General features: G+C 70.1%; 6 protein-coding genes and 4 pseudogenes. 4 read left to right on the top strand and 6 right to left on the bottom strand.

Annotated elements, in window-relative coordinates; all coding sequences use genetic code 11:
- From SYNGFB01_RS10095 to SYNGFB01_RS10085, 3 genes and pseudogenes are all read right to left on the bottom strand, one after another.
- Positions 1-879, bottom strand: a pseudogene (locus SYNGFB01_RS10095) (DnaB-like helicase N-terminal domain-containing protein); the annotation flags it as partial.
- A gap of 182 nt (positions 880-1,061) precedes the next feature.
- Positions 1,062-1,520: a 50S ribosomal protein L9 gene (gene rplI / locus SYNGFB01_RS10090; protein WP_048017921.1), complete on the bottom strand. Its 459-nt coding sequence runs from the start codon at positions 1,518-1,520 to the stop codon at positions 1,062-1,064.
- Positions 1,521-1,561: 41 nt separating this feature from the next.
- Positions 1,562-2,470 carry a fatty acid desaturase gene (locus SYNGFB01_RS10085; protein WP_152669612.1) on the bottom strand — a complete coding sequence of 303 codons (909 nt, stop codon included), beginning with the start codon at positions 2,468-2,470 and terminating at the stop codon, positions 1,562-1,564.
- Positions 2,471-2,631: 161 nt separating this feature from the next.
- Here SYNGFB01_RS10085 and SYNGFB01_RS10080 point away from each other — a divergent pair, with 161 nt between their 5' ends.
- The gene (locus tag SYNGFB01_RS10080) at positions 2,632-3,414 is read left to right on the top strand and encodes a hypothetical protein (RefSeq protein ID WP_048017920.1); all 783 of its coding nucleotides are present in this window, start codon (positions 2,632-2,634) and stop codon (positions 3,412-3,414) included.
- 90 nt (positions 3,415-3,504) lie between these two features.
- On the opposite strand, the pseudogene SYNGFB01_RS10075 reads toward SYNGFB01_RS10080, so the two are convergent.
- A pseudogene (locus tag SYNGFB01_RS10075) lies at positions 3,505-3,750 on the bottom strand (acyl-CoA desaturase); the annotation flags it as partial.
- A gap of 250 nt (positions 3,751-4,000) precedes the next feature.
- Between SYNGFB01_RS10075 and SYNGFB01_RS10070 the strand changes: the two are divergent.
- From SYNGFB01_RS10070 to gcvP, 3 genes and pseudogenes are all read left to right on the top strand, one after another.
- Positions 4,001-5,269 carry a methionine gamma-lyase family protein gene (locus tag SYNGFB01_RS10070; protein ID WP_048017922.1) on the top strand — a complete coding sequence of 423 codons (1,269 nt, stop codon included), beginning with the start codon at positions 4,001-4,003 and terminating at the stop codon, positions 5,267-5,269.
- 33 nt (positions 5,270-5,302) lie between these two features.
- Positions 5,303-5,692 carry a glycine cleavage system protein GcvH gene (gene gcvH, locus SYNGFB01_RS10065; protein ID WP_048017918.1) on the top strand — a complete coding sequence of 130 codons (390 nt, stop codon included), beginning with the start codon at positions 5,303-5,305 and terminating at the stop codon, positions 5,690-5,692.
- Positions 5,692-8,660, top strand: a pseudogene (gene gcvP, locus SYNGFB01_RS10060) (aminomethyl-transferring glycine dehydrogenase). The gene gcvH and the pseudogene gcvP overlap by 1 nt, the downstream one beginning before the upstream one ends.
- Before the next feature lie 507 nt (positions 8,661-9,167).
- On the opposite strand, the pseudogene SYNGFB01_RS10055 reads toward gcvP, so the two are convergent.
- Positions 9,168-11,008, bottom strand: a pseudogene (locus SYNGFB01_RS10055) (diflavin flavoprotein).
- The coding region (locus tag SYNGFB01_RS10050; protein ID WP_048017917.1) for a diflavin flavoprotein at positions 11,008-12,338 on the bottom strand (1,331 nt) is incomplete at its 5' end. The pseudogene SYNGFB01_RS10055 and the gene SYNGFB01_RS10050, both read right to left, overlap by 1 nt.

The following is a 12,338-nucleotide window of genomic DNA, read 5'->3' as shown; positions in this document are numbered from 1 at the left end:
GCCGGCCGGTGCGCAGCCGGCCGCTCTCGATCCCCACCTCCATCGACAGCAGCCGGTAGGTGAGCTGCTCCTTGCTCATCTCCAGCGAGAAGACGCAGACCGGCAGCTGGTGCAGCTGGGCCACGTTCTTGGCGATGTTGAGCACGATCGAGGTCTTGCCCATGGCCGGTCGGCCGGCGACGATGATCAGATCGCTGCGCTGCAGCCCCTGGGTGATGGCATCCAGGTCGTAGAAGTTCACCGGGATGCCGGCCACCGCAGTGCCCAGGGAGCGGCTCTCGATCTCGTTGAAGGTGCTGGTGAGGATCTCGGCCGTCGGGGTGAGGCCCTGGCTGGGCTTCTCCTGACTGATCGCGAAGATCGTCTGCTCGGCCTCGTCGAGCACCTGATCCATCGGCTTGCTCGCATCGAAGCCGAGGGCGATCACCGTGTTGCCGGAGCGGATCAGCTGGCGGCGCAGATGTTTGTCATGGACCAGCCGTGCCACCTGCTCGATCGAGGCCGTGGAACTGATCCGCTCCACCAGCTCCACCAGCCGCCCCTGGCCGCCCACCTTCTCCAGCTGGCCGGTGTCGGCCAGCCAGGCGGTCATCGCGGTGAGGTCGGTCGGTTTGCCCTGGCCGTGCAGCATCAGGGCGGTGCGGTAGATCTCCCGGTGAGCGCTCAGATAGAAGGCATCAGGCGCAGCAGGTCGGCCACGCGGCCGATGGCGTCGGGGTCCAGCAGGATGCCGCCCAGCACGGCCTCCTCGGCTTCCAGGTTCTGGGGCGGCACCGCATCGGGCAGGGCCTCGAAGCGGGCCTCCGCGCCGGCCTCAGGTCCGGCACTGCGCCGCTGCCGGGCCTCACGGCCGCTCGGGTTGAGGGGAACGCTCACCATGGCGGTCGTGGAGGCGTGGCGGGCGGGTGTTCGATCTTGGCTGGGGATGGGGCGTTTGAGCCACCCCTGGAGCGCTGCCGGTGGGGCCTCAACACAAAGGCCACCCCATGGCTGGGGTGGCCGGCGGGAGCGTGCAGGCCCCTGAAGGGCGAGCTCAGGTCGGCCGAAGGCCCGCCTGGACCTCAGTGGCTGATCACCTCGAGGTTGATCTCGGCGGTGACCTCGGGGTGGAGCTTGACCTGAACCTTGTAGGAGCCGGTGCGGTGGATCTCCGGCACGCTGATGCTGCGGCGGTCGACCTCCTTCTTGGTGGCGGCCTCGATGGCCTCGGCCACATCACCGTTGGTCACGGTGCCGAACAGCACGTCATCACCACCGGTCTGCTTCTTCACGGTGAAGCGGCCGATGGTGGCCAGAGCGGTGCGGAACGCCTCGGCCTCGGCCTTGAGGGCGGCCTGCCGCTCGGCTTCCTTGGCGCGCCGGGCCTCCACCTGGCGCATCACCGCCGGGGTGAGGGGAACGGCCTTGCCGGTGGGAAGCAGGAAGTTGCGGGCGTAGCNGGGGGCCACTTCCACCAGGTCTCCGTCCCTGCCCAGGCTGAGGACGTCTTCGCTGAGAACGACTTGAACGCGCTTGGCCATGGTGCAGGTACGGGGATCTGTTGGCGAGCCGATCGAGCAGCCTACGCGATGGGGCTGGCGCCGGGAGCGGCTGCCCGGGGCAGGCGCACCTCGGTGGCGAGGCCGAGGCGGCGCAGCAGGCGGATGTGCTGCCAGGTGAGGTCGATCTGGCGACCGAAGCCGTGGCGGGCCGAGTGGGGGAAGGCGTGGTGGTTGTTGTGCCAGCCCTCACCGAAGGTGAGCGCGGCCACCAACGGGTTGTTGCGGGAGCCGTCACCGCTGTCGTGGGCCGTCTCGCCCCACAGGTGGGTGGCCGAATTCACCAGCCAGGTGCAGTGATAGACCACCACCAGGCGGAGGGGGATGCCCCAGAGCACCAGGGCCCAGCCACCGGCTCCCGTGATCGTGCCGATCCAGAAGAGCAGGCCAGCGAGGGGCAACTGCAGCACCAGGAACCAGTTGTTCAGCCAGCGGTAGTAGGGATCCCTGGCCAGATCGCCGGTGAGCCGGGGCACGGCCCCCATGGCGGGGATCGTGTGGAACATCCAGCCCATGTGGCTCCACCAGAAGCCCTTCAGGCTGGTGTGGTGATCCACCTCCGTATCCGAGAACTTGTGATGGTGCCGGTGCAGACCCACCNAGTCGATCGGGCCGTGCTGGCAGCTCAGGGCGCCACAGGTGGTGAAGAAGCGCTCCAGCCAGCGAGGCACCCGGAAGGCGCGGTGGCTGAGCAGGCGGTGGTAGCCGATCGTCACGCCCAGGCAGGCGGTGACCCAGTAGAGCACCAGGAAGCTGGCGACGGCGGGCAGGCTCCAGAAGCGGGGCAGCAGGGCCACCACCGCCAGAGCATGGATGGCCACCATGAACAGCACGGTGCCCCAGCGGGTGCCCCGCTTGATGTGGGGCGCGGGTTCGCCGGCGNCGGGGCCTGTGCAGCGCTGAGGCGCGGCGGATCCCGTTGATGCCCTCATTGATGAACGCCGGGCGGCGGGTGGCGNCGGGCTGGGGGCCCGGCGGANNGGCGGNCAGCCGGGGAACCGGCAAGGGATGTGGCGGCCATACAGGACCGTCTCCTGATCAATCGCTACCATGGTAGCAATACGAATCCGGATCATCGAGGGCGGCTGAATCGATGGGGTATCGGGAGGAGCTCGCCGCCGGTCGCGTGGCCTTTGCCCATCTGATCCGGCTGTGGCATGAGCGCAATGGCTGGAGCCATCGGGTGCTGCCGGCCCTGGCGGATGCTCTCGACCTCGGCCGCATCCATAACAGCCAGCTCTCGATGCTGCGCAACGGCAAGCTGGCTTCCCCCGGGCCTGAAGTCTTCCTGGCCCTGGGCCGGATCAACCAGTTGCTGGCCAGCGAGGTTCGGCAGGGGCAGCTGAGCGAGACGCTGCGCGCCCGCCTCGACGGTCAGCCCGAGCTGATCGCTGCCCTGGAGGCCTCCGCCCTGCCGGTGCAGGTCGATGGTCAGCCGGTGCTGGGCCCGGGCGAGTTGCTGGAGGTGTTCGTGGGGCAGCGCCCGCCACCGCCGGCCTATGACCTGCGCGTCAGCGAGCTGGAGGCCGCCCGCCTGAGTGCCGCCCTGGCTGAGCTGTTCACGGCCGGGCGGCCCTGGCGGCTCTGCCGCGAGCAGGTTCTGGCCGCGTATCCAGTGCCCAAGCGGCAGCGGCGTGAGCGCTTCGCGGCGGTGATGGCCGGCCAGCGCGACTTCACCGCTGCCGAGCTGACTGCCGAGCTCCCCGATCTGCGGCGCACCCTGGCGGCCCTGGGGGCCGCCGGCGAGGACGAACTGGAGCCTGATCGGTTTCTCGAGCTGCTCCGCCGCCGCGGCCGCGACCTCAGCGGCGGCGCGGAGGCCGGCGGTGTGGAGCTGGCAGCGGCGATCCGGGCCCGGCTCCAGGATCTTCAGTAGCGAGCCAGCCGCACCCGCCGGGCCAGACCCAGGGCCCGCAGCAGGCGGATGTGCTGCCAGGGGATGTCGAGCTCGAACCAGCCGGCGCTAGAAGAGATCGCCCTGCAGGTCGCCGGTGAGCTGCGCCACATGCTGCAGAGCCGGAATCTCATGCAGCATCCATTCGCGGTGTGCCCGCCACAGCCCGCGGGCGGCATCGTGGTGGTCGTTGGGCTGGTCTGAAAACTTGTGGTGATGGCAGTGCAGGCCCACCCACTCGATCGCTCCGCTCTGGCAGGCCAGCGCCCCCATGGTCACCAGGCTGCGCTCCAGCCAGCGGGGTGAGTCGAAGCTGCGGGGCTGGCCGGGCAGCGGCATGGCCCTGTCGCGCGGCTCCTCAGCCGGGGGGGGGGGGAGGAGGTGGGACCGGGGCGGATTCGAACGAACCACCAAGGCCGGAGTTGCGCGAGTACGGCCAGGGGCCGGCGTCAGGTCCTGGGGATCAGCTGGCGCCGCGGTGGAATCCCTGGCTCCGCGCTACAGGCCGCGCGGCTATCTAGCCGCCCTCTTGCCCGGCAACATGGGCCGGATGTCGGTCTCCAGCCCCATGCCCCCGTCCGACAGCCGCGCCTGGGCCGCTGGGCGGGTGGCCCAGGCCTTCGAGCGTCTCACGCCCCTCGCCGCACGGCACACGGCGGCTGTGAAGCCGCGGCTGGAGCGGGTGCTGGCCGCCTTCGCCGCCGAGCGAGTGGGGGTGCAGCACTTCGCCTCGGTGAGCGGTTACGGCCATGGCGACCAGGGCCGCGAGGTGCTCGATCGCGTGGTGGCGCGGGTGCTGCAGGCCGAGGCCGCCGCTGTGCGGCTTCAGTTCGTGAGCGGCACCCACGCGATCACCGCGGCCCTGTTCGGCGTGCTGCGGCCCGGTGACCGTCTGCTGGCCCTCACCGGCCGTCCCTACGACACCCTCGAGGAGGTGATCGGCCTGCGGGGCAGGGGCCAGGGTTCGCTGGCGGAGTTCGGTGTCGCCTACGACGAACTGCAGCTGCTGCCCGATGGTGAGGTCGACTGGGAGGGACTGGGCGATGCCCTGGCCAGCCCGCCCCGGATGGTCCTGATCCAGCGGAGCTGTGGTTACAGCTGGCGGCGGTCGCTCCCGGTGGCCGAGATCGGCCGCCTGGTGGAGCGGGTGAAGGCCCGGCAGTCTGACTGCGTGGTGTTCGTGGACAACTGCTACGGGGAGCTGGTGCAGGATCTGGAGCCGCCTGCGGTGGGGGCTGACCTGATCGCCGGCTCGCTGATCAAGAACCTCGGCGGCACGATCGCCCCCAGCGGCGGCTATGTGGCCGGCCGGGCCGCGCTGGTGGAGCAGGCCTGCTGCCGGCTCACCGCGCCGGGCATCGGCAGCGAGGGCGGCAGCAGCTTCGATCTCAACCGGCTGCTGTTTCAGGGGATGTTCCTGGCGCCCCAGATGGTGGCGGAAGCCCTGATCGGCGCTGAGCTGGTGGCGCAGGTGTTCAGCGATCTGGGTTTTGACGTGAACCCCGCTCCAGGCGGCGAGCGGAGCGACGGCATCCAGGCGGTGCGACTCGGCACGCCGGAACGGCTGACAACGATATGCCGAGCCTTCCAGGCCGCCTCGCCGATCGGCTCCTACCTCGATCCGGTGCCGGCCCCGATGCCGGGCTACGCCAGTGAGCTGGTGATGGCCGGCGGCACCTTCATCGACGGCAGCACCAGTGAGTTCTCCGCCGATGCTCCGCTGCGGGAGCCCTATGTGCTCTACGTGCAGGGGGGAAGCCATCGCGCCCACATCGCCATCGCCCTGGAGCGGGCGCTGTCGGCGTTGGCCGAAGCCGGCCTGCTTCCGACAGACTGACGCCCACTGCCGACCCAGCCCCGCTCCTCCGCCATGGCGCTCTCCTTCCCCGACGACCGTCGCTACACCGACAGTCATGAGACGGTGCTGCTCGAGGGGGGGCTGGCCCGGCTGGGCCTCAGCGCCTTCGCGGTGGATCAACTGGGCGACATCGTGTTCGTGGAGCTGCCGGAGCCCGGCGCGGCCCTGGAACAGGGCCGCAGTTTCGGCACGGTGGAATCGGTGAAGGCGGTGGAGGAGCTGGTGGCCCCGATCAGCGGTGTGGTGGAGGCCCGCAACGAGGCGGTGCTTGCCAGTCCGGAGGAACTGCAGAACGATCCCTATGGCGAGGGCTGGTTGCTGCTGGTGCGCCCGTCCGACCCCGGTCAGATCGAGGCGCTGATGGATGCCGCCGGCTACGCCGCCCAAGTGCAGGGTCAGTGATGCTGGATGCCTTGAACGGGTCGCTGAACCCCGCCTGCTTCGAGCCACGCCACATCGGCCCGGACGCGGCTGATCAGCGGCGCATGCTGGCGGAACTGGGCCTGGAGAGCCTCGAGCAGCTGGCCGAGCAGGTGGTGCCGGGCGACATCCTGCTGCCGCCCGAGGCCGCTGAAGCGGGACTGCCGCTGCCCTGCAGCGAGGCGGAGGCCCTGGCGGAACTGGCGGCGATCAGCTCCCGCAACCAGGTGGTGCGTTCCCTGATCGGCCAGGGGTACTACGGCACCGCCACGCCGGCGCTGATCCAGCGGCATGTGCTCGAGAACCCCTGCTGGTACACCGCCTACACCCCGTATCAGGCGGAGATCGCCCAGGGGCGGCTCGAGGCCCTGCTCAACTTCCAGACCCTGATCAGCGAGCTCACCGGTCTGCCGATCGCCAACGCCTCGCTGCTCGATGAAGCCACGGCGGCGGCCGAGGCCATGGCGCTGGCCCTGGCGGTGTGCCCCCGCCAGGGTGCCCGCCGCTTCCTGGTCGATGACCAGGTGTTCCTTCAGACCCTGGCGGTGCTTCGCACCCGGGCTGAACCCCTCGGCATCGTCATCGAGCCGGTGGCGGCCGAGACACTCACGGTCTTTCCGGATGATGCCTTCGGGGTGCTGCTGCAGCTGCCCGGCCGTCGCGGCGGTCTCTGGGACCCCCGGCCCCTGCTGAGCGCCGCCGGGGCGGCCGGTGTGATCAGCGCGGTGGCGGTCGATCCCCTGGCCCAGGTGCTGCTGGCGCCGGTGGGCGAACTGGGAGCCGACATCGCCATCGGCAGTGCCCAGCGCTTCGGGGTGCCGATGGGCTGTGGCGGTCCCCACGCCGCCTTCTTCGCCACCCGCGAGGCCTACAAACGCCAGATCCCCGGCCGCCTGGTGGGCCGTTCGCTGGATGCGGAGGGCCGGCCGGCGCTGCGCCTCGCCCTCCAGACCCGCGAGCAGCACATCCGGCGTGACAAGGCCACCAGCAACATCTGCACGGCCCAGGTGCTGCTCGCGGTGATGGCCGGCTTCTATGCCGTTCACCACGGTCCAGAGGGGCTCGAGGCGATCGCCCGCCGCATCCGCAGCCTGCGCCAGGCCCTGACCGCCGGGCTCATCGCCCTCGGCCTCCCGCCGCAGCCCGGGGCCGGCTTCGGCACGCTCTGGCTGCCGTTGGCCCCGGAGCGGGTCGCACCGTGGCTGCGGCGGCCCTGGCCGGCGGCTTCAACCTCCACCGCGGCGCCGATGGCCTGGGGATCAGTCTCGATGAGCTCAGCAGCTCCCACGAGCTGGATCATCTGCTCACCGCCCTGGCCGCAGACGATGGCGAGGCGGCCGCTGCCGCCCGGGACGCCTGCGCCAGGGCACTGGCTGCGGCCGACGAAGACGCGGCTGCGGCCTGGAACGCCGCCGCCGTTCCGCAGCGGCAGGGCGCCTGGCTGCTCCAGGAGCCCTTCCAGCGCTACCGCAGCGAAACCGAGCTGCTGCGCTACATCCAGCGGCTGGCCGCCCGCGACCTGTCGCTGGTGCACGGCATGATCCCGCTCGGCAGCTGCACGATGAAGCTCAATGCTGCGGCCGAGCTGGCGCCGGTGAGCTGGCCGGCCTTCAGCCAGCTGCATCCTTTCGCCCCTGCCGATCAGACCCGCGGCTATCAGCGGCTGGTGCGGGATCTGGAGCAGTGGCTGGCGGCCATCACCGGGTTTGCCGGCGTGTCGCTGCAACCCAACGCCGGCTCCCAGGGGGAATATGCCGGGCTGCTGGCGATCCGGGCCTGGCATCGCAGCCGCGGGGAGGCCCGGCGCGACATCTGCCTGATCCCCACCAGTGCTCACGGCACCAATCCCGCCAGCGCCGTGATGGCGGGCCTGCGGGTGGTGCCGGTGGCCTGCGACGCCCAGGGCAACATCGACCTGTTGGACCTGGAGGCCAAGGCCGAGGCCCATGCCGCCGAACTGGCCGCGCTGATGGTGACCTACCCCTCCACCCACGGGGTGTTCGAAACCGCCATCCGCCGCATCTGCGAGCGGGTGCACGCCCACGGCGGTCAGGTGTACCTCGACGGCGCCAACCTCAATGCCCAGGTGGGCCTGTGCAAGCCGGGGCTCTACGGCGCTGACGTGTGCCACCTCAATCTGCACAAGACCTTCTGCATCCCCCATGGCGGCGGCGGCCCCGGTGTCGGGCCGATTGCGGTGGCGGAACACCTGCTGCCGTTCCTGCCCGGTCATCCACTCGACCCGAACGCGTCCGGAGTGGGCCCCGTCGCGGCGGCGCCCTGGGGCAGTGCGGCGATCCTGCCGATCAGCTGGATGTACATCCGCCTGATGGGCGGCGCCGGACTGCGCCGCGCCAGCCTGGTGGCCCTACTGGCGGCCAACCTGCTGGCCGAACGGCTCGATCCCCACTTCCCGGTGCTCTACCGCGGCGCCGGCGGCCGTGTCGCCCATGAGTGCATCCTCGATCTGCGTCTGCTCAAGCGGAGCTGTGGCCTGGAGGTGGATGATCTGGCCAAGCGCCTGATGGACTACGGCTTCCATGCCCCCACCGTGAGCTGGCCCGTGGCCGGCACGGTGATGGTGGAGCCCACCGAGAGCGAGTCGCTGGCGGAGCTGGATCGCTTCTGCGCCGCCATGATCGCGATCCGGGCCGAGGCGGCCGCGATCGAGAGCGGTGCCGCTGACCCGCTCGACAACCCGCTCAAGCAGGCCCCCCACACCCTGGCGGCGGTGACGGCGGACCAGTGGCCTCACCCCTACAGCCGGCAGCAGGCAGCCTTCCCGGCCGGTGATGCGCAACGGGCCAACAAGTTCTGGCCGGCGGTGGCGCGTATCGACAACGCNTACGGGGATCGCAATCTGGTCTGCACCTGTCCCTCGATGGAAGATCTGGCCGTGGAACAGTTGGCAGTGCAGAAAGTGGCCCAGCCGCAGGTTGCCATCTCCTGAGGAAACCGCACCATTCGCCTGGTTATTCAGGCTTGTGTTTCCAACCCAATCTGTTGGAATTGCGGCCAGCTCGACTCCCCATCCGAGTCGGGCCGATTTCAGCTCAGTCAGCCTTCATTGCGGGGACCATGAACAGGCCGGTGGCAGCGACCCGACCCCGCCCTACGCCGCCTGATCCAGGTGCCAGTCGATCAGGGCCTTCACATCGGCCAGCGAACTCGGAGGCGTCGTGAAGCCTGACCGGTTGCCACCCCCNGCGCATCGGCCCTCCATCGCCGTGCTGAACAGTCCAGCTCAGGTCAGGCTGCTGTTCCAGCTGGAATCCTCGATAGCTCAGGGCCTCGCCAGGCACGCGGACGGGGCGGGTACTTGACGGAGCCATCGGCGCTGGCATGGCGCAGAAGCGGAAGTCGTATTTAGATGGGGCAAGGGCGCAGGACCTTTGAATCACCCGGATTGCTTCCACTTTTCATGACGTTGCCTTAAGCATCCCCGGCCGGCTGGTTGTCAGTAGCTGGCGCCGCTGCGGCGCTGGTGCACGGCCGTGACCCCCTGCGGATCGAGCAGACCGCCGTGCTCCACCTGGGCGTAGAGGAGCCAGTGGTCGCCGCATTCCATCCGCTGCTTCACCGTGGCCTCCAGCCAGGCCAGGGCCACCGGCAGGATCGGCTGGCCTGCTGGGCTCTCCTGCAGCTCCAGCCCCGCGAAGCGGTCTGCACCGGGCGCGAACGGCTTCAGGAACTGCTTCATCGGCCCGCCCTCCCGGCCGGCGGCCAGCACATTGAGCACGAAGCGATCGCCGATGTGGAGCAGGGCCTCGACCGCGCGATCCTTGGCCACGGCCACCGTGAGTCCAGGAGGGGCAAAGCTGGCCTGGCTCACCCAGCTGGCCACCATGGCGCCGTTGAGACGGTTCTCGCCTTCGCCCTTCACGGTGCTGAGCACGCACAGGGAGCCGACCACCCGGCCGAGAGCCTGCATCGTTGGGCCGGTGCGGCTCTCCTGCAGCCCACCGGAAGGCGCACGCCGCTCGCTGCGGCGCTGAGCGGCGCGCAACTCCCGCCCCAGGGCGGTGCCGGTTTCCTCGATCGTCTTGATCGCGGCGGCATCGGGGCTGAATTTCACCTTGATCGGTTCGAAGGCGAAGCGGAAGCCGCCGTCGCGCAGCTTGGTCTCGAGCAGATCGAGGCTTCGCCGCTCCAGCCGAAACTGCCGAAGACACCCACGGGTCTGCCGCGATCGCCTTCGGCCAGCACCGTGCCCAGGGCTGAGACGATCGGCGTGGGGGCGTGGCCCCCCAGGGTTGGGGAGCCGATCAGCAGCGCGTCGCAGGAGCGAATGGCCGCAAGGAGCTGCTCCGGCTCGCTGAATTCGCAGTTGATGCTTTCCACCCGCACGCCTGTGCGGGACACCCCCCGGGCCAGGGCATCGGCGATGGCTGCCGTGTTGCCGTAGGCGCTGGCGTAGAGGAGGGCCACGGACAGCCTCGAGCGGGTCTGGCCCTCCCCCCAGCGCCGGTAGTCGGTCAGCAGGCTGCGCCAGCTCTCGGCGATCGCCGGGCCGTGAAAGGGGGCGATCGTGCGGATCGGCAGCTCGTCGATCCGATCGAGCACCATCTCCACCTGCCGGGCCATCGGGGCCATCAGGCAGTCGTAGAACCAGCGGCGGTCCTCCTCCGTGCTGCTGCGGTTCGCCTCCGCGAAGCTCTCCACACAGATGTGGGCGGAGAAGAACTTGCTGCTCATCAGCAGGCCGCTGTTCTCCTCGAAGGCCATCAGGGCGCCGGGCCAGCGGGGGGNGGNAGCGGGGATGAGCCGCAGCCGCAGATGGCCCGCCAGGGGACGGCTGGCTTCCTGCCGGATCACGTCGATCGGAGGCAGGGGCAGGGGCGTGGCCGGTTCGGGGCTGCCGGGCCGGCGCTGCTCCCACAGCTCCCGAACCAGCTGGGCGCCGGCATTGGAGGCCACCAGGGCCAGGTTCGGCCAGCGGGCCGCCATCGCCCGCAGCAGCTCCACCCGGTTGGGATTCACCACCCCCACCACCACCTTCATGGGCAGGTCGGCCGGCACCAGCTCCGCCAGGGCGGCGAAGAAGGGCTCCGCATAGGTCATCCCCGGCGGGTGGATGAGAACCGGTGGCACGGCGTGGCCATCGGCGGCGGTGCCCGCCTCGAACAGGAAGCTGTTGGCGGTCGTGCCGCGCTCGAGCCCGTACTCCACCTCGAAACGCACCCGTCGGGGGCTGAGACCCCGCAGGCAGAGCAGACCGGGCTCCAGAGGCAGCACGACCATCCGCCGATCGGCCACCGACGGCAGCGGCGTAGACGTCGTGCTGGGGGAGGCCGTCATCAGTAGTGGTTCCCCACCTTGCGGTGATGCACGGCAGTGGCCGCCTGGGTGTCGGCCACGTTGCCCTCCTCCACCACGGCGTAGATGATCCAGTGGTCAGGCCCCTCCATGCGCTGGGCCACGCGGCAGCCCAGGTAGGCCAGCGCATCGCCCAGGACCGGTCCGCCGGCGGCCACTCCATCAAGGGTGTTCACGCCGGCGAAGCGGTCGGCGCCCGGTGGGAAGCGCCGCAGAAAGTGGCGCAGCAGCTGCTGGTGGTTGTCATCCCGCAGGATGTTGAGCACGAAGCGATCGTCAACCTGCAGGAGGGCCTCGATCGCCCGGTCCTTCGCCACGGCCACGGTGATGCCCGGCGGATCGAAGCTGGCCTGGCTCACCCAGCTGGCCACCATGGCGCCGCTGCGGCTGTCCTCACCCGTCCCCTGGCGGGCGGTCACCACATAGAGCCCACCGGACAGCCGGCCGAGGGCCTTGTCCAGGTCGCCGTCGAGGGCCTTCATCGCCTCGATCGCCTTCGCCTTGGTGAGCAGCTGACCCAGATCGGTCCCCGCTTCCTCGCAGCGCTGATAGTCGCCGGTCTGGGGCACCTGGCGAATGCGCAGCGGCTCGAAGGCGGTCTTCTGGCCCAGGGTGCGCAGCTGGTTGGCCACGGTGTCGATCGGCTCGTCGTTGCCGCCGAAGGCGTCGTAGCAGGCCACCCACTGCTTCGGTTTCAGGGCCGCCAGCAGCGTGCCGATCGAGGCCTGCAGATCCGCATCCGCACTGGCCGGCCAGGTGGGCACCACCACGGCGCTGGCCTCGCCGATCAGGGCGGCGAGTTCCTGGGCGTCGGTGGCGCGCAGATCCACCAGCTGGACCGCGGCGCCTGCCTTGCCGATGCCGCGCGCGATCGCCTGGCTGAGCCGGTCGCAGAAGCCGTACTGGCTCAGGTAGCAGACGGCGGCATAGGCCTCGCCGCTGCTGCGCTCGCTGCTCCAGCTGCGGTAGTCGTCGACCCAGAGCGACAGATGGTGGCGCAGCAGCGGCCCGTGGCCCACGGCGATCGTGCTGATCGGCGGCAATCCCTCCATGCGCTTGAGAGCCTGCAGAACGCTGCGGGCGTTCGGGCCCATCAGGCAGTCGTAGTAGAAGCGGAAGTCGGGGGCGATGGCGCCCGGATCCACGTCGTAGAGATCGTCGGAGCAGTAGTGCAGCCCGAAGGCATCGCAGGTGTAGAGGATGCCGGTGCCGTGGTCGAACGAGAAGATCGTGTCCGGCCAGTGCAGGTTGGGAGCACTCAGGAACTCGAAGCGGTGGGCCACGCCGCTCTCGGCGTTGGTGCCCAGGTCGA

It is taken from the genome of Synechococcus sp. GFB01, from assembly GCF_001039265.1.
GTDB lineage: Bacteria > Cyanobacteriota > Cyanobacteriia > PCC-6307 > Cyanobiaceae > NIES-981.
This window is presented reverse-complemented; position numbering and strand designations above follow the sequence as displayed.